This is a genomic window from Streptomyces sp. NPDC044106, assembly GCF_056433985.1.
In genome coordinates, this window is sequence record NZ_JBWKFZ010000025.1 from 91,311 (window position 1) to 108,565 (window position 17,255).

General features: G+C 72.5%; 11 protein-coding genes. 2 read left to right on the forward strand and 9 right to left on the reverse strand.

Annotated features, from left to right (window positions below):
* Positions 1–25: 25 nt before the first annotated feature.
* Positions 26–265 carry a DUF397 domain-containing protein gene (locus tag AC07DI_RS33635; RefSeq protein WP_198503329.1) on the reverse strand — a complete coding sequence of 80 codons (240 nt, stop codon included), beginning with the start codon at positions 263–265 and terminating at the stop codon, positions 26–28.
* Positions 266–642: 377 nt separating this feature from the next.
* On the opposite strand from AC07DI_RS33635, the gene AC07DI_RS33640 reads away from it, so the two are divergent.
* Complete coding sequence (locus AC07DI_RS33640) at positions 643–1,164, forward strand: hypothetical protein (RefSeq protein WP_478908374.1); 522 nt, start codon at positions 643–645, stop codon at positions 1,162–1,164.
* Positions 1,165–1,352: 188 nt separating this feature from the next.
* On the opposite strand, the gene AC07DI_RS33645 is transcribed toward AC07DI_RS33640, so the two are convergent.
* From AC07DI_RS33645 to AC07DI_RS33655, 3 genes are all read right to left on the reverse strand, one after another.
* On the reverse strand, positions 1,353–3,764 hold the full coding sequence (locus AC07DI_RS33645; protein WP_478908376.1) for an FUSC family protein: 2,412 nt from the start codon (positions 3,762–3,764) through the stop codon (positions 1,353–1,355).
* 308 nt (positions 3,765–4,072) lie between these two features.
* Positions 4,073–5,242 carry a DUF2786 domain-containing protein gene (locus AC07DI_RS33650; protein WP_478908378.1) on the reverse strand — a complete coding sequence of 390 codons (1,170 nt, stop codon included), beginning with the start codon at positions 5,240–5,242 and terminating at the stop codon, positions 4,073–4,075.
* Between the two features lie 835 nt (positions 5,243–6,077).
* Complete coding sequence (locus AC07DI_RS33655; protein WP_384258311.1) at positions 6,078–6,920, reverse strand: nitrilase-related carbon-nitrogen hydrolase; 843 nt, start codon at positions 6,918–6,920, stop codon at positions 6,078–6,080.
* Positions 6,921–7,316: 396 nt separating this feature from the next.
* On the opposite strand from AC07DI_RS33655, the gene AC07DI_RS33660 reads away from it, so the two are divergent.
* Positions 7,317–9,014 (forward strand): bifunctional 3'-5' exonuclease/DNA polymerase, encoded by a 1,698-nt coding sequence (locus tag AC07DI_RS33660; RefSeq protein WP_478908379.1) that lies wholly within the window; start codon positions 7,317–7,319, stop codon positions 9,012–9,014.
* A gap of 65 nt (positions 9,015–9,079) precedes the next feature.
* On the opposite strand, the gene AC07DI_RS33665 is transcribed toward AC07DI_RS33660, so the two are convergent.
* From AC07DI_RS33665 to AC07DI_RS33685, 5 genes are all read right to left on the reverse strand, one after another.
* The gene (locus AC07DI_RS33665) at positions 9,080–12,445 is read right to left on the reverse strand and encodes an AfsR/SARP family transcriptional regulator (RefSeq protein WP_478908381.1); all 3,366 of its coding nucleotides are present in this window, start codon (positions 12,443–12,445) and stop codon (positions 9,080–9,082) included.
* A gap of 218 nt (positions 12,446–12,663) precedes the next feature.
* On the reverse strand, positions 12,664–13,929 hold the full coding sequence (locus AC07DI_RS33670) for a tyrosine-type recombinase/integrase (protein WP_478908383.1): 1,266 nt from the start codon (positions 13,927–13,929) through the stop codon (positions 12,664–12,666).
* Between the two features lie 84 nt (positions 13,930–14,013).
* Positions 14,014–14,259 carry a helix-turn-helix transcriptional regulator gene (locus AC07DI_RS33675; RefSeq protein ID WP_478908384.1) on the reverse strand — a complete coding sequence of 82 codons (246 nt, stop codon included), beginning with the start codon at positions 14,257–14,259 and terminating at the stop codon, positions 14,014–14,016.
* A 451-nt stretch (positions 14,260–14,710) separates the two neighbouring features.
* Positions 14,711–16,183 (reverse strand): ATP-binding protein, encoded by a 1,473-nt coding sequence (locus AC07DI_RS33680; protein WP_478908386.1) that lies wholly within the window; start codon positions 16,181–16,183, stop codon positions 14,711–14,713.
* 1 nt (position 16,184) lies between these two features.
* Positions 16,185–17,045 carry a bifunctional DNA primase/polymerase gene (locus tag AC07DI_RS33685; protein WP_478908388.1) on the reverse strand — a complete coding sequence of 287 codons (861 nt, stop codon included), beginning with the start codon at positions 17,043–17,045 and terminating at the stop codon, positions 16,185–16,187.
* Positions 17,046–17,255: the final 210 nt, after the last annotated feature.

Genomic DNA, 17,255 nt, shown 5'->3' on the forward strand with positions numbered 1-17,255 from the left:
CTCGGCCCGGCCTGACCGGGCTCGGTTAGCCGCCGACCAAGTGGTCGAACTCCCCGTCCTTCATGCCGAGCAGCATCGCCTCGATCTCCGCTCGCGTATAGACGAGCGCCGGGCCGTCCGGGAACCGCGAGTTGCGCACGGCGACATCGCCGCCCGGCAGTTTCGCGAACTCCACGCAGGAACCCTGCGAATTGCTGTGCCTGCTCTTCTGCCAGACCACACCGTGAAGCTCCGTGGCCGCCATGCCGTTAAACGCGTGGTGCACAGGTCGCTCCCCGGTCGTGCAGTGCCATGAGTGGCTCTAGATGCAATGGTCAACTGTCCCGGATCATAGCTGTGTTCACATGCCGATGCATGGGCAAATGCACGTGCACGCGCGGTGTTCCCTTGGTTACAGGCATCTCAGTACTGCACCCGCACCCCTTCCGTCTGCCATGCAAACGCGGATGCCCACCCCTGAAGTTCCGCGTACGGACAGCGCGGGTCCGAGCACAAGTCCGCACAAGGCCGCGCAAGTCCTCGCGGTTCTCGCAGGTCCGCCTGGTAGCTTGGCGCGCGATTTGGCCGGGGACCGACCCGCCCCCGGCAACGCCGTCTTCACAAGGGGGACTTGAAGTGCGTAGGTACGTCCGTAGTGTCCGTATGGGTGCCGCCGTGGCCGGTCTGGCCGCCGCGCTCGTCCTGACCGGTTGCAGCAGTGACGGGGACGGGGGCGGGGATGGCGGTGACGGCGGCGGGAAGGACGGCGGTTCGGCCGCGTCCAGCCCCTCCGAGGGCTCCGGTTCCGAGAGCGGAGACTCGACCGGCGGGTCCGGCGGGTCCGGCGGGTCCGATGGCTCCGGCAGCAAGGGCGGCAGCCTGGAAGGCACGTGGATCGCCACGGCCGACGGGAAGCCGCTCGCCCTCGCCTTCGCCGGCGGGACGGCGACGCTGCTCGGCGAGAACGTGCTGTGCAGCGGGTCGGTGGGCGGCGGAACGGGCGCGCGGGTGATCGAGCTGACATGCCCGAAGGGGGACACGGGCCGTACGAAGGGGCGGGTCGAGTCCGTCGACGGCAAGTCGATGAAGGTCGCCTGGGAGGGGGCGGGCACGGACGAGTTCCTGAAGACTAAGGGCGGCAAGCTGCCCGGGGGGCTTCCGACGGCGGGCATGCCGCAGTCCTGAGAGCCTGTCTTTGAACCCCCGTCGCCCGCGCGAAGCGCGGGCGCAGCGGTGTTCGGTGCGTTCGATCGGTGTGCGGAGTCCCAAGTCATGTGGCGGGCCACCTGTCCTGGGGCTCCGTGCGCCGAGCGTACGGACCGGGCGCCGGGGCGCAGGCGGGGGTTCAAAGACAGGCTCTGACCCCGCGCCGCTCAGCGGGGCGCCGGACCTTCCGGCCTCCGCGACCCTTCGGCGTCCGCGCCAGGGGCCGTCGGCCGCTTCGTGGCCGAGCCGTCCACCAGCATCGGCGGGGCCGCCGTGTCCAGGGCATCGGACAGCTCGTCGAGGGTCTCAAGGAGCAGTCCCGCTCCCCTGCGGACGACGCGGTCGGGGACTCCCTCGCCGTCCCACTCCGCCAGCGCCGTGCGGACCGCGTCCCACCTGGGTACGCGGCGTTCGCGCACCGCCTTCGCGCCCTGCTCCGTCGCCTTGCGCAGCGCTTCGGCCAGGCGGGCGGCGGCGGGTACGGGGGTGTCGCCGCGCTCCGGCAGGTGCGCCTCCATCAGCATCGCCACGCGGCCGAGCTGGGCGAGCGCCTCCTCCGCGTCGGCGGCGGCCGCGCGGGACAGGCCGCGGTGGCGCACCGGCTCGTTCTTGGCGCGGTTCCCCGCCTCCTGCCAGGCGATCCGGGCATCGCGGGCGGCTAGCAGGGCCTCCCGTACGTCGGGGCAGGCCTTGCCCGCCGGGTGGGCGTAGTGGTCGACGACCGCGGCGGCGTAACGGCCGTCGGCGATCAGCCAGTCGGCGAGGCGGGTGCGCAGGCGCGGGGTCTCCCAGGCGGGGTAGACCGCGTACGCGATCATCGCGAGGACGCCGCCGAGCAGGGTGAGGATCACCCGCTCGGGCACGGTCTGCGTCCACTGCTGGCCGCCCATCCCGAGCAGGAACACGACGTACGCGGCCACGCAGGCCTGCGCGGCCACTTGGCCGGTGCGCATCAGCAGGTACATCATCCCGGCGCAGAGCACGGCGAGCGCGGCGGACAGGCCCGTGCCGGGGTGGGCCAGCTGGACCAGGCCGGTGGCCAGCGCGACCCCGACGAGCGTGCCGCCGAAGCGGGCCACGGCCCGGGAGTACGTCTGCGAGAAGTCCGGCCGCATCACCATGACCGACGCCATGGGGGCCCAGTACCCGTGCCCGAACGGGATCCAGGTGCCGAGCAGATACCCCGCGGCGGCCACGGCGGTGACCCGGATCGCGTGCCGGGTCACCGGGGAGTCGTGCCGGAACTCGGCGCGGATGGTGCGCAGGGCGGCCGGGAGCAGGGCGAAGAGGGTGGGCCGGAGGAGGGGGACGGGCTGGGTGTCGGACTGCGTACGCGGTGCGGGCCGGGGTGCGGGCTCGGGCCCGGGTGTGGCTTCGGGCTCGGGCTCGGGGGTGGGCCGGGACGGTGCGGTGGAGGCTTCCGGTTCGCGCTCCGGTGAGTCGTCCGGTCCACGTTCCGGTGAGCCGTCCGGTCCACGTTCCGGTGAGCCGTCCGGTCCACGTTCCGGGGAGCCGTCCGGTCCACGTTCCGGGGAGCCGTCCGGTCCACGTTCCGGGGATGTCGCCGCGTCATGTGCGGGGGCGTTCTGCGTATGCGTATTGCCCGCCGTTTCCAGTACGTCCCTCAGGAGCGCCCCGAGCCGCGTCGCCGCCCGGTACGCCGGACCCGTGAGGATCGCCCCCGTGTCGGGTGTGCGGAGCGCGGCCACGGCCGCCGGAGGGATCCTGACCTCGTCGCCGTGGCGGATCGCGCGGGCCGCGGCGTCCAGGACCGCGCCCGCCGCGCCGAGGAGTTCGCGTACCCGGTCCCTCTCCTCGCCCTCCGGCGGAACGCCGACGGCCGGGTCGGCCAGGGAGGCGAGGACCGGGCGGATGCGTTCGGCGAGGCCGCGCGCGCCGTGCAGTTCCGCGGGGCGGGAGCGCGCCTGACGGGGCGTGATCCTCGCCGCATCGCGCGCCGCCATCAGGGGCTCGGGGTCGAAGGGGGCCACCGGATCGTGGCGGAGCCTTCGGGCGTAGTCCGCCTCGGCCGCCAACGCGTCGGCCAGCGCGTCCCGGTGGGCGCCCCATCGGCGTACCGGAAAGAGGATCACCAGCGCCGCCTGCACGCAGCCGCCGACGACCATCATCCCCGCGTGGCCCGCGGCCGCGGCGACCGAGCTCGGAATCGTGACCGTCACCAGCATGATCGCGACGTTGGACGACGCGATGATGCCGACCGTCGGGCCCACCGCCCAGCTCAGCCCCGCCAGGAACGTCCAGAGGCAGAGGAGCGCGAGGAAGAGGAGCAGGTGGGAGCCGGTGAGGTAGCCGAGGAAGGTCGAGACGGCGAGGCTGGTGCCGGAGGCCAGGGCGAGCTCGGGGCGGGGGCGCCAGCTGCGCTGGAACGTGGCGATGGCCGCCTGGAACGCGCCGAAGGCGGAGCTGGCGGCCACCGCGGGGCCGAAGAGCGTGAGGCTGACGCCGATGACGACGGCCAGACCGGCGGCGCCGCGCAGGGCGACCAGAGGTTCCAGACGTTTGCGCTCGACGGTCAGACCCGAGCGAGCTGTCTCTTTCAGCGCGCGGAGCCAGGTCACTCTGTGATGATACGGGGCATATCGGGCGGAGCAGGGGCGGGGGGAGGCCGACGGGGCCGTCACATCGCGCTCAGCGCCACTGTCGGGCGGAGCCGGGACGCACGCACAGCGGGGGCAGAGACCCGCCGCCACCCGATCCCGAGGGTCGCGGCGAACCCCGCTCGTCAGGGGTCAGGGGCGTACCGGACCAGGGACCCTCAGGAACTGGAACTGGAACTGGAACTGGAACTGGAACCGACCGCGTTCCTCGTGGCGCCGAGGGCGAGCCGCCCAGGCCGCCGTCCGACGCGCCTTCGGCCCGCCCGCCCTCAAGGCAGCGCAGGCCCGCGGCCCCGGCCTCGTCCCCCATGCCCCACCTCTGCCCGGTCCGCCGCCGCCGTGCCGTGTGCCCAGCCCTCGCCGTCCGTCACGCCCCTGACCCGGGTCGTGGTCGTCTCGGGGAACATCCGCTCGGTGTGGTCGTCGACGGCGACGTCACGTGCGGCAAGGACGGGGAGCAGGGCGGTCGTGCCCGGCGCCTCCTGCTCCGCCTCCGCCACGGCGTGCTCGCCCGCCGCGGCCAGGCGTCCGCCGACGCGGTGCGCGTACGCCATCAGGAAGGCCTGCCGGAAGGTCTTCGTCCGCTTGCGGCCCGCGGCGCGCTGCCCGGCCTCCGCCCTCGTCATCGCGGCCGTGCCCTGCACCAGGAGGGAGGTGTGGAGCAGTTCGACCGACTCCAGGTCGGACGCGTAACCGACGACGGTCGAGAAGCCGAACGCCTCGTTCCACACCGCGCGGCAGTGGTTCGCGGCGGCGACGGCGTCGAGGAGGATCGCCTTCGCCGTCTCGTAGGGGGCGTCCACGCCGATGCGGCAGGCCGCCGGGGTGTCCTTCACGTGCGTGCGGGCGGCGAGCAGCGCCTCGTCGAGGGAGTGCCTGGCCATCAGCTCCTGGGCCTTGGCGGTGAGCGCCTCGGCCTCCTCGGGGTAGCCGGTCGCCTCCGCCTTGGCGAGGAGCGCGCGGATACGGGTGAGATGGCGCGGCTCGCCCTCGACCGGGCCGGGGACGGACTCGCCCGGGAGCGGACCCGCCGGTTCGATCGGGGGAAGGCGCAGGAGAAGACGGTAGAGCTGGAGGTGGGTGGTGGCCCGGGTGAAACGGTCCCGGCCCCGGTCCCGGGCGGCGTCGACGGCGGGGTCGATGTCCGTCAGCTGGGCCGCCCAGCGGGGCGGCAGATGGGCGTAGCGGCCGGTCTCGGCGCGGATCAAGCCTGCGGCCAGGCGCACGTGCGGGTCGTCCAGATCACGTCGGACCAGGCGCATCACATCGGCGGGCTGCCACCCGTGCCGCCAGGCGCGGCCCAGGTACTCCTCGCCGCGGCGGCGCAGTTCGGCGTCCACCTCGGGGGCCGCGGCGAGCAGGGACGCGCCGGTGTCCAGGCCGTCGTCGCCGTCGCTGTACAGCGCCGCCGCGAACGCCCTGTCGATCACCGAATCCATGGGACAAGGGTAGGGGGGTACGGGCGGTGGCCCCGGAGGGGTGGGGCAGGCCATACCCTCGTACGCCCACCAGTGGTCGTGTTCCGCGCGGCGCCCGGCGGTTGGCTCGGGGCATGAGCGAAAGCGTCGTACGCAGCGACCGTGTCCGTCGCCCGCAGCGGGAGGTGGCGGGACGGTGAAACGTGTTCTCATCGCCTCCCTTGGCCGCCGGTGGAGCAGCCTTCTCGGCGCCTTCCTGGCCGTCGCCCTCGGCGTCGGGCTCACCACCACCATGGAGCTCGGGCTCGACGCGAGCCGCACGGCGCCGGACCGGGCGCCCGTGCGGTTCGCCGGATCGCCCGTCGTGGTCATGGGCCAGGACCGGCTGACGTTGCCGGTCGAAAGAGGGCCCGGCACCGCGTACGTATCGAAGCCGCTCCTTCATGCACAGCCTGTGGATATCGAACTTCTGCGCGAGCTCCGGCGGCTCGGAACCGTACGGACCGACGGTGACGAGCGGGGCGCCGTCGGGGTCGATGCCGTTGGGGTCGACGCCCCCGTGCGGGCCGTACGCGAGGTCGTCGGCGAACGGGCCCTCGTCCTCACCGGCGACGACCGCCGCCGCGCCGATCCCGGCACCGCACGGGACGCCGAGGCGCTCGCGGCCGTCCACGCCTTCCTCGGCACGGCGGGCGGGGTGGCCGCCTTCGTGTCGGTGTTCGTCACCGCGTCGACGTTCGGCTTCGTCGTGGCGCTGCGGCTGCGGGAGTTCGGGCTGCCGCGGATGGCGGGGGCGACGCCGGAGGGGCGGGGGGTGAGGCCCCAGGGGGGGAGACCGGTGCGCGTCGCCGCCCTCTCAGCTGTCGCCGCCCTCGTCGATGAGGCGCCGCACCTCACGGTCGACCAGGCCGAGGCGGGCCTCGGCGACCAGCGGGACGGCGCGGCGCTGCCGGCGCGCCTCGTGCACGTCGATGTCGACCGTCACCAGGCCCGGCTCCCACTTCGGCGCCTGCGCGACGACCGTGCCGCGCGGGTCGACGACGCGTGAACCGCCCCAGAACGACGCGCCGTTCTCATTGCCGACCCGGTTCACGAAGACGACCCAGCACTGCAGCATGCGGGCGGTGTACGAGAGCAGCGTGTCCCAGTACAGGCCGGTGTCCATGGCCTCGGGGTCCAGGCTCGCCGCGCTGTTGGTCGGTACGAGGATGACCTCGGCCCCGTCCTGCACGGCGAGCCAGGGCAGCACGGGCTGCCACGCGTCATTGCAGACGAGGGTGGCGGCACGGCCGTGCCCACCGGGCAGGTCGTACGCGCGCAGGTGCTGGCCGGGGCTGACGTGCTTGCGCTCCTCCCATGCCAGGTAGTTGGGCAGGTACAGCTTCCGGTGCGCGTGCAGCAGGCGGCCGCCCGTGAAGTACGCCGCCGTGTTGTACGCGCGCAGACTGGTGTGCTCGTGAAGGCCGACCAGGACGTCCGGTCCTCCGGGCTCGGCCAGGGCGAGCAGGCGCGGGTCGTCGGTGGTGACCGAGGTGTCCTCCCGCAGACCGCCCAGGTGGTACCCGTGCAGGCTCAGCTCCGGGAACACGACGAGGTCGGCGCCCTGGGTCGCCGCCTGGGCGACCTGGTCCCGTGCGGTCTCCAGGTTCTGCCCGACCTCGCCCAGGGCGCAGTCGGTCTGCGCCAGCGCCACTCGCATGGGCCGAGCCTGTCGGCTCTCGCCGGGAGCCGCACGCCGGGGGCGGCCGACCGGCGGATGGATGGGTGGGCGGTGCCCCCCCTCTTCCGTCCGCGCGTGCGGACAGGCCCGCCGCTTCGCGGCGGATGTATCCCACCCACCCGTTCACCCCGCGACGTACGGCCGGACTAGGGACACGCCCCACCGGGCCGCAGCCGCGAAACCGGCCGGAGGGGACGTGGGGGTATGTGCGAACGGAGCACCGAGCATCCTGTAGCGCCATTGTCCGTGCAGCGTGACGCAGGGATAGCGAGTACGCACATACCCCCGCGGCCCCGCCCCACAGACGAACAACAGGCGAACCCCGCCCAAGGCGCCCCGCCAGGAAATGTCAGTGCCGAGTGCGAGACTCCCCGTATGGACAGCGAACGGTGGCTCATCGCCGCAGGTGAGGGGCGCGGTGCGGACCTCGTCCCCGTGGGCGCCGACGGCCGCCCCACCGCCGCCCCCGTCCACGAGCCCGACCTGGTCGAAGCCGTCCGGAAGCGGCAAGGCGTCACCCGCTGGATCTGGCGGAACACCGCCGGCCTCTACCCGCGCCTGCTCGCCGCAGGCGTCCGCGTGGAGCGCTGCTACGACATCGAGGCCGCCGAACTGCTCCTCCTCGGCCACGAGGGCCGCCTCGGCGAGCCCCGCTCCGCCGCCGCCGCGCTCGCCCGCCTCCGCAACGCCCCCGTACCCCCCGACCCCAGGCCCCGCGCCGCTGAGCCCGGAACGCAGGACTCCCTGTTCGAGCCCCGGCCCGGCGGCGTCGACGTATCCCTCGCGGATCTCGCCGAGGTCCACGCGGAGCAGCAGCGAAGACACGACGCCACCGACCGCCCCGGCCGCATGCGCCTGCTCACCGCGTCCGAGTCCGCGGGCATGCTGGTGGCCGCCGAGATGAACGCCGCGGGCCTGCCCTGGCGCGCCGACGTCCACCGCGAACTCCTGCACGAACTCCTCGGCGAGCGGTACGCGGGCGGCGGCGAGCCCCGTCGCCTCGGGGAGCTGGCCGACGAGGTGTCCGCCGCGTTCGGGCGCCGGGTCCGCCCGGATCTGGCCGCGGATGTCGTCAAGGCGTTCGCGCAGGCCGGCATCAGGGTGAGGTCGACGCGACGGTGGGAGATCGAGGGGATCGACCATCCCGCGGTGAAGCCCCTCATCGAGTACAAGAAGCTGTACCGGATCTGGACGGCACACGGCTGGAGCTGGCTCCAGGACTGGGTGCACGACGGCCGTTTCCGCCCCGAGTACACACCGGGCGGCTCGGTCAGCGGCCGCTGGACGACCAACGGCGGCGGGGCGCTCCAGATCCCGAAGGTGATCCGCAGGGCCGTCGTCGCCGACCCGGGCTGGCGGCTCGTCGTCGCCGACGCCGACCAGATGGAGCCGAGGGTCCTCGCCGCGATCTCGCGCGACCGGGGCCTGATGGAGGTGGCGGGGAGCGAGGAGGACCTCTACACCCGGCTGTCCGACCGCGCGTTCTCCGGCGACCGCGAGCACGCGAAGATCGCGCTGCTCGGCGCCGTGTACGGGCAGACGTCGGGCGACGGCCTGAAGAACCTGGCCGCGCTGCGCCGCCGCTTCCCGCTGGCCGTCGCCTACGTCGACGACGCGGCGAAGGCCGGCGAGGAGGGCCGGCTCGTACGGACCTGGCTGGGCCGGACCAGCCCACCGGCGGCGGGCGCCGGGGACGACGACGAGGCGGGCATCCCCCAAGAGGCCGAACTGACCCCGGTGGGCGCCGAGTTCACCCCGGGTTACGCCTCCACCGACGCCCGCGCGCGAGGCCGTTTCACGCGCAACTTCGTGGTGCAGGGCAGCGCGGCCGACTGGGCGCTGCTGATGCTGGCCGCGCTGCGCCGGTCGATCGCGGAGGACGGACTGCGGGCCGAGCTCGTCTTCTTCCAGCACGACGAGGTCATCGTGCACTGCCCCGCCGAGGAGGCGGAGACGGTGGCGCTCGCCGTACGGGAGGCGGGCGAGCTCGCGGGACGGATCGCCTTCGGGGAGACACCGGTCCGCTTCCCGTTCACGACGGCGGTCGTGGAGTGCTACGCCGACGCGAAGTGAGCGTCGTAAGCCCACGACACACAAGGCCAAGCCGCATCGCTGACCCATATCGCTGAGCCGTACCGCTAAGCCGTGGCATCCAGCTCCGCGATCAGCGCCCGGAGCTCCCCGACCACTCTGCTGTCCGTGCCGTCCAGCGCACTGAGCGCGGCCGTCCACTGCTCGTACGCCTCGTCGGCGCGCCCCGCCGCCCGGAGCAGGAGGCCGCGCTGATGACGGGCGAGACCCGTCATGTGCGCGTCGCCTCGCCGTTCGGCGTGGTCGAGGAGGGCGACGCACTCGCGCGTCGCGTCCCCCAGGCGGAAGAGCTCGCGCAGGGCGCGGACCAGCCCGAGGCGCGCCTGGGACGCCCCGTGCCAGTCCTGGTACTCGCCGTGCAGGCGCAGGCTCTCCTCGAAGTGCGCGAGGGCGTCGGAGGGTTCGCCGAGGGTGAGGTGGGCGTAGCCGATGTTGCAGTGGGCGGACTGGCGTACGACGGCGTGCCCGATGCTCTCGCCGATGGCGAGGCTGCGTTCGTGGTGGGCGATGGCGGCGCGGGCGTCCGTGTGCTCGTAGAGGTTGCCGAGGTGGCTGTAGGTGATCGCCTCGCTGAGCGGGTCGGCGAGTTCCTTGGCGAGGTCGAGGCTCTGGTGGAGGGCGTCGGCGGACTCGGCGTGGCGTCCGAGGCCTTCGAGGAGCAGGCCGCGGTTGTTGAGGCCGCGACGCACACAGGACACGATGCCGAGCGCCCTCCAGATGGCGAGGGCCTCGTCGTTGAGCGCCAGGGCCTCCCCGGCCCGCCCGGACATGAAGTGCAGCCCCGCGAGGTCGGTGAGGGCCTGGGCCTCGGCGCCCAGGTCGCCCTGGCGGCGGGCGGCGGACAGGGCGAGTGCGCTGAGCGTGCCCAGTTCGGGGAGGCGGCCGCGGCGTTGCAGGTACGGGAAGAAGCAGCGGACCAGGACGGGGAGCAGGCCGACGGGGTCCCGGTGCCGCTCGGTCAGGGCGATGATGTTGGCTAGCTCGGTGTCGCCCCAGGCGAAGGCGGCCTCGGCGGACGGGAAGTCGGGCCCCGTGGGGTCACCGGGTCCCACGCCGCGCAGGCGGTCGCTCCGGTCCAGCCCCTGCGGCAGGATCGCGAGGAGGGTGCGGCGGGCGGACTCGGTGTACCAGCGGAAGGCCTCTTCCACGGCGTCGGCGCAGTCCGTCGGATCGGAACAGGCCGTCTCCCTCGCGAAGTCGCGTACGAGATCGTGCGGGGTGTAGCGGCCGAAGCACCTCTCGTCGAGGAGGGCGACGTCGACGAGCCGGTCGAGCGCCGCGCCCGCCCGCAGCTCGTCGGTGCCCAACAGGCGGGCGATGAGCGGCACTCCGTACTCCGGCAGGTCCAGCGCGCCGATCCGGCCGAGGGCGAGAGCGGCGTCGCGGTCGGCCTCGCGGTCGGAGGTGCGCAGGGCGTCCAGGGCGACGGCGAGCGAACGGCGCACGCTGAGGTCGTCGTACTCCAGGTGGTGCAGCCGCCCGCCACTGACGGTGAGGAGCTCGGCGAGGGCGTCCGGGGTCAGCGCGCGGCGGGCAGCGAGCCGGGCCGCGACGATGCGCAGGGCGAGCGGAAGGCGGCCCGCGAGTTCGACGAGGGGATGCCCGGCGTCGAGCCCGGCGCGGCCGGACACGGCGCGCAGGAGTGCGGCGCTGTCCCCGTCGGAGAGCGGATCGAGCGGGAAACGGGCGGCGCCGTCGAGAGCGGTCAGCGGCGAACGGCTGGTGACGACGACCGCGCAGCCGGGCCCCGCGGGCAGCAGCGGCCGCACCTGCGCGGCGGTCGCGGCGTCGTCCAGGACCATGAGCGTGCGGGTGGGCGCGAGCAGCGAGCGGAGCAACGCGCTCGCCACGTCGAAGTTCTCGGGGCGTTCCGGCGTGTGGGGCGGCTCGGCACCGAGGTCGCGCAGGAGCGCGGCGAGGGCCTGCCCGGGGGTGAGGGGGGCCATGCCCGGGGTCGCGCCGCGCAGATTGACGTAGAGCTGCCCGTCAGGAAACTCCTCCCGCAGCGCGTGCGCCACGTGTACGGCGAGGGCGCTCTTGCCGACCCCGGCCATACCGGAGACGACGGCGAGGCGGGGGCTGTCGGCGGGACGGGAGCCGTGGGCAGGGGGGAGGCCTTCGGCAGGACGGGGGCCGTCGGCAGGTTGGGTGCCTTCGGCAGGTTGACTGCCTTCGGCGAGTGCGAGTCGGAGGGCTCGGACTGTGTCGTCGCGGCCGGTGAAGTGGGCGGGGGCGGGCGGGAGTTGGGCGGGGCGGACCTCTTCGGTGCGGGCGCCGGAACCGGTGCGCCCGACACGACCGACTCGACCGGCGTCGTCAGCAGGGTCGGCGTCGTCACCAGGGCCGGTGCCGTCGGCAGGGTGGGTGCCGTCAGCAGGATGGGTGCCGTCAGCAGGGCCGGTGCCAACAACAGGGTCGGTGCCGCCAACAGGATCGGTGCCCTCACCGGGATCGGCGCCGTCAACAGGGCCGGTGCCCTCACCGGGATCGGCGCCGTCAACAGGGCCGGTGCCCTCACCGGAACCGCCACGACCGGCACCACCCGCTTCCGTCACGCCCCCGGCGACCGCTCCTCCCTCGGGGCCAGCCGAATCTCCGGGATCCGGACTACCCGAACCCGCCCCTTGCCCCTCCCCCCGCTCCCACTCCCGCCCCTGCCCATCCCCCCGCAACACCTCCTGATGCGCCCTTTGAACCCCCTCCCCCGGCTCCACGCCGAGCTCCTCCACGAGCCCGCGCCGCAGTTCACGGTGGACGGCGAGGGCCTCCGCCTGCCGACCCGTGCGGTGGAGTACGAGCATCAGCTGACGGTGGAAGGCCTCACGGAGGGGATGCTCCGCGACGAGAGCGGTGAGCTCGGGCGCGAGCGCGGCGAGCCCCGTGCCGAGTTCCAGTTCGGCGTCGTACCGCCACTGGAGGGCAGAGAGGCGTGCCTCTTCCAGGCGCGATACGAGGGGGTGGCCGGCCAGCGGGTCCGGCAGGCCGCTCAACGGCGTGCCGCGCCACAGCGCGAGCGCCTCCGTCGCGTCGGCCGCGGCCCGCGCCCAGTCCCGCTCGGCGTGCGCGGCCCGCGCGCCCGCCACCAGGCGTTCGAAGACGCGGACGTCCAACTCACCGTCGTCCACCCGCAACCGGTACCCCGGCGGCACCGCACGCAGCCGCCCCGGATCGTCGAGGAGGCGGCGCAATCGCGTCACATGGTTCTGGAGGGAGGCGTGTGCGGAAGGGGGCGGAAAGCCGTCCCACAGCGCGTCCTTGAGGGCACCGAGGGAGACGGCCCTGTCGGGTTCCAGGAGAAGCGCGGCCAACAGGGCGCGCCCCTTGGCGCTGCGCACAGGCTGCGGCTCGCCCCCGGCGTCGTACACCGCGGGAGCACCGAGCAGGCCGAAGCGCAGCCCGCGTCGCTCACTCACGCCTGTCCCCCGTGCCGTCCCGCTGTCTCGTGTCGCTGTGTCGTGTCGCTGTGTCGCGCCGCTGTGTCGTATCGCCGTGTCGCCCCGCTGCCCCTCACCGGTGAGTTCCGGCCAATCGCACCGGGCCGGAGGACCGTTGGCCACATGTTAGCGATCTGTCGCACACATGACAGCGAAGTACCCCTGACCTGCGGCGGAACCGCAGGCAAGGGGTGCTCTCATGCGGCATGGGCCGTCCCTGGGCCGTGATCATGGGAACCGGCCGCCCGGAAGATGCTGTCCACGGCTCTCCGGGTACGCCCCTCGCTACTCGGCATGAGGTGCGTGTAGACCCTCAGCGTGAAACCGGGGTCACTGTGCCCCAGGTAGGCGCTCAACGCCTTGACGCTCTCTCCGGCGTCCAGGAGGACGGACGCGTAGAAGTGCCTGAGAGCATGCATCCCGTGCTCTCTCGCTGCCGCGTGCCGCTTACCCGGCTCGGGCTCGGGGATGACGCCAGCAACGGCCAGAGCAGGCTTCCAGGCATAGGTGTTGAACACGTCGCGCCACAGGGCGTTTCCCCCCGGCGCCAGGAACACGAGCTTCTTTGTGACCGGGTCGCCGTCCGGCGTCAACCAGGGCAAGGTGACATCGGCCGGCGGGAACTGCCGGATGTGTGCGGCCAGCTCCTTTCCGACCTCTGCGGGCAGAGGAACGTCACGGACCTTGCCACGCTTCGGGGGCGCGAACACCATCTTCCCGCGCACCTGCTTGACCTGAAACTGAACGTGCAACCAACCCTTCAGGAAGTCGATCTCGTCGAGTGGCAGCCCGAAGATCTCGCCTTGTCGCAGTCCACACCCGGCTCCCACGTCGACCATCGCGCGGTACTGCTCGTCGAGCGCGCCCCGCACAGCGAAGACCCGCTCAGCGGTCCAGGGCTTCACACGAATCGGCACGGGTTGAGGAGCTTTCACCGATGCCGCCCGGCACGGGTTGAGCCGCAGAATGCCGTCATCACGGGCCGCGTTCATCACCGACGACACGCTCTCGAAGATGAGGCGACGGTGGGTCAGATTCGGAACGGCCTGCTTTAGCTCCCCCAGCCAGTCCCTGATGTGCTCGGGCTTGAACGAGCCGAGCGGGCGTGACCCGATGTACGGGTAGGCGTACAACCGGAGACGCGTCTCTACCGCAGCGCCGCTGTTCTCGTCCGATGTCAGGCTCTTGACCCACCTCTCGGCGAACTGCCGGAAGGTCGTCCTGACCTTGCGCGGGTCGACGTAGTCGCCGCTGTTCATGTCCGTCTCGGTCTTCGACAGCCACGTCTCGGCGAGGCGCTTCTTTCCGTCGGGGAAGCTCTTGGACTTCTCACTTCCGTCGGGTCCGACGTAGCGGGCTCGGTAACGCATGCCCGTGCCGTGACGGTCCGTCTTGACGCGGACGGCCTTGCCGGTGGCATTGGTCTCGGTCTTGAACCAGCGGTCTTGGATGTGGCCTGCCATGAGGCGTAGCCCCTTCTCGGGAACGAACAGGGAGGGCCACGGCCGTGGCCCTCCCTGTAGGTGAGGTGTGCTCAGTGGTCGATGTCAGGCGGCGTCGGCGTCGGCGCGGCGGCACTCGGCGACGTAGGCCCGTACGTCGGCGGGGTCGTAGCGGACGTACTTGCCGATGCGGAAGCCGGGTGGGCCGGTGTGCTTCTTGCGCCACTGGTAGACGGTCTCTTTGGGCACCTCGAAGATTTCGGCGATGTCGTCGGGGGTGAGGTACCGGTCCGGGAGGCCGCCCCGGAGGGTGGCGCGGGGGTCGGATTGAGCGGAGCGGGTTCGGCTCATGGGGGTCCTCGGCAGTGAGTCGTGTTGGCGTTCGCGGCGTCAGGGTGCCCGTGTGTGTCCGAGGTGCGGATTTCTGCGTCACAGCGTCACTTGCGTCACCCGTGCGTCTGACCTGCGGCTTTCACGTGACGCAAGGCGCAGGGGTGCGTCACGCGTGACGCAGGCGGTCCGTCACGCGTGACGCGGGTGACGCGGCGTGACGCAGAGAACAGCTGTCTGCGTCACGCCCGTCCCCGCAGGTCAGCGGGCACTTTCAGGGGGCCCGTGACGCAGGTGACGCAGCGTTTCCTACTTAGGAAAAGAGGGGGCGTGTCTGTGGTGGTGTGCGCGGCTCAGAGCGTGAAGAAGGAGCCGCTTCGCGTCACGTCCACCGCAGGGCGGCGCTGCCGCCGAACAGCAAGAGGAGCACGCCTTGGCGGGGTGCTCCTCTTGCTTGTGTGCGTGTGCGCGGTTAGAACGCCTGCTGCTCGTGAGCGGTCGTGGTGGGCGAACGGGTCATTTCGAGGTAGCGGCCTTCTCGGGTGCGCCCGGAGTCGATGACGACGCCCCGGGCGGCCAGGGTGGGTTGGAGGCGCTTGAGGCGGTCGGAAAGGACCTTGCCGGTGGTCGGCCACCCTTTAGGCAGGGGGCGGAAGTCCTCGCCGCTGTAGAGGCCGCTGAGGCAGTGCAGCCACTCCGTGGATGTCATCCGCTGGCCTGTGCCGGGCTCGATTCCCTCGGCGTGCTTGAGGACGGTTTGCGCGAGGAGATCGCCTTCGATCACGTCGTCATTGAGGTCGTCCAGTGCTGCCCGATAGGCGGGCAGTGCTGCCAGGCCGGTTGCGGCGTCGAGTTGCGCGCACAGGTGCGCGAAGTCCGCCATCCGCAGATCGGTGGGCGTCTCGGCTTCGGCCGCGCGGACCTTGACGGTGAGGTCGAGGAGCGAGCCGAGGACGACGGGCAGGACTTCCGCGTACTCCGTCCAGAGCTCCGCTTCGGTGCGCCGGACGCGGGGCCGTACCAGGCGCAGCGGCAGGAGGCGTTCGGCGAGGTCGGGGCGGATGACGCCGACGTCGATGCCCGTCATGAGCAGGGGGCGGCGGTAGCCGACGCGGAAGACGTCCCCGTCGGTGAACAGAGCGCGCTTGACGTTCTCGGCCCCGGTGACGATGCAGCACATGGCGTCCGACAGGTCCGGGGTCATGTAGGAGAGGTTGTCCAGGGCGGTGACCCATCCGGCAGCCACGGCCGCAAGCAGGTTCTCTTCATCCTTCGGGGCACGGCGCAGGTCGCCGCTCATGCCCTCCACGATCCGCAGGAGCATGCGGCCCGCGGTGGATTTGCCCGCGCCCTGCGGGCCGGTGAGGAACGGCGCGGGCACGGGCACAGACGGTCCAAGGCAGCCGATCAACCAGGCGATGGCCAGGCATTCGGTTTCGGCGGTGGCGAAGTTGCACAGCCGCATCAACAGGTCGATGCCCTTGCCGTTGGTGTCTTTGGCCGGCAGGGGCAGTTCCCCGGTGAGCTGGGTGCGCCGCCAGCACACTTCCCGCGGGTCGGGGACGGTGATGTCCCAGCCGGTGGGGTGGATGCGCACGGACTGCCCGTCATCGCGGCCCAGGTCCAGCCAGGTTGCCCCGTCATATCCGGGGGCGACGCGGATGTGGACGGGCTGTACGTCCTCGGTGAGCGCGAGTGCTTCGATCAAGTCCAACGCCTCCTTCAGCGCGGTCCCGTTGAACACGCCGCATCCGTCCCGGTAGAGGCCGACCATGAGTTCCTGGCGGTGGCTGCCGGTGGTGCCCTGGGAGCGGATCGGGCGGGCCACGGGGTGGCCGTTCTTCTGCGCGTAGACGGTGCCGTCGGCGGTGCGGAAGTAGCGGAAGTGGGATTGCGCGTAGTCGGTGATGACCTCGCGGGCGGGGTTCTTGTCGTCCTCGGCCATGTCACAGCCCCAATGCGGTACGGGCGTTGGCCCACGCATCCGTGCAGTGCCGGGCCGTTTCCCCCTTGGTCTGCGCGGCGGTGAACAGCCGTCCGACGTGGGAGTCGGTGAGGCAGCCGCAGCGGCCGTGCGTGGATAGCACGGCCAGGAACGTGCGGTAGACGGTGGCGTGCACGCCGCTGGTGGCCTGGGTGATGCGCTGCTCGGCCATCGCGATACCGCGTTCCAGGTAGGTGGGCGTGCGGTGCGGGCACGCCCCGCCCCCGGCAGGCGCGGGCACGGTGGGAGTCTGCGGCACGGTACGGGCCGGGGCGGGCTCCTTCACGGCCAGCGCGCGCACCGTGTCCGGCAGTGCGGTCATGGTGCCGGTGCCGGGCCCGAGCCAACGGGCGTAGGCCATGGTGGATTTGATGTCCACGCCGGGGCGGACCGCGTTGGCGGACTGCATCGCACCGAGGTAGATCCAGTGCTCGCCGCGTGTGGTGGGCACGGTCTGTGTGGCGGGCAGATTCGTGCGGGCCCAGGTGATGGCGTCGGCGTCGTCCAGGTCCACGACGGTCAGTCCCGCCCCGCCCGGGTGGTAGGCGACCGCGCTCGCGGACACCCAGGCCTTACGCCAGACGCCGGAGCTGATCACGTTCGTGTCGGTGGTCGCGGCGGCCCACCCGTGGCAGGGGCCGGGGCAGGCGCAGGGGCCGGGGGCCTTCATGTTCGGCCGACCACCGCACGCGTTGTCCGTGCAGCGGCGGCAGTTGCCGAACGGGACCTTCCCACCCCGCAAGGGGAGTGCGGGCATGCCGGAGGTGGCCAGGACGAGAGCGGTCGACAGGTGCTCTCGCCGGTTGTCGGTCGGTTGCGTCATGCTGGGTGTCTCCAGTTCTGATGAGTGCTGGTGACAAGGGCGGCCCCGCGACTTTGGCGAGACGAGGGGGCCGCCCTTGGCGTAGCTAGAGGTGGCGGTGGCGGGCGTTGGTGATGATGTCGCTGTGGTCGAACGCGAGGCCGCGGGCGTTGTCGAGCGGGGTCCAGCGCACGGCGGCCGCGTCGTCTCCTGCCTGCGCGATGGTGTCGG

Excerpts from the sequence above, each read along its gene's own strand:
- AC07DI_RS33640 (WP_478908374.1), top strand. The coding sequence starts at position 643 with ATGGGTGCCGCCGTGGCCGGTCTGGCCGCCGCGCTCGTCCTGACCGGT.
- AC07DI_RS33650 (WP_478908378.1), bottom strand. The coding sequence starts at position 5,242 with ATGGATTCGGTGATCGACAGGGCGTTCGCGGCGGCGCTGTACAGCGAC.
- AC07DI_RS33655 (WP_384258311.1), bottom strand. The coding sequence starts at position 6,920 with ATGCGAGTGGCGCTGGCGCAGACCGACTGCGCCCTGGGCGAGGTCGGG.
- AC07DI_RS33660 (WP_478908379.1), top strand. The coding sequence starts at position 7,317 with ATGGACAGCGAACGGTGGCTCATCGCCGCAGGTGAGGGGCGCGGTGCG.
- AC07DI_RS33670 (WP_478908383.1), bottom strand. The coding sequence starts at position 13,929 with ATGGCAGGCCACATCCAAGACCGCTGGTTCAAGACCGAGACCAATGCC.
- AC07DI_RS33675 (WP_478908384.1), bottom strand. The coding sequence starts at position 14,259 with ATGAGCCGAACCCGCTCCGCTCAATCCGACCCCCGCGCCACCCTCCGG.
- AC07DI_RS33680 (WP_478908386.1), bottom strand. The coding sequence starts at position 16,183 with ATGGCCGAGGACGACAAGAACCCCGCCCGCGAGGTCATCACCGACTAC.
- AC07DI_RS33685 (WP_478908388.1), bottom strand. The coding sequence starts at position 17,045 with ATGACGCAACCGACCGACAACCGGCGAGAGCACCTGTCGACCGCTCTC.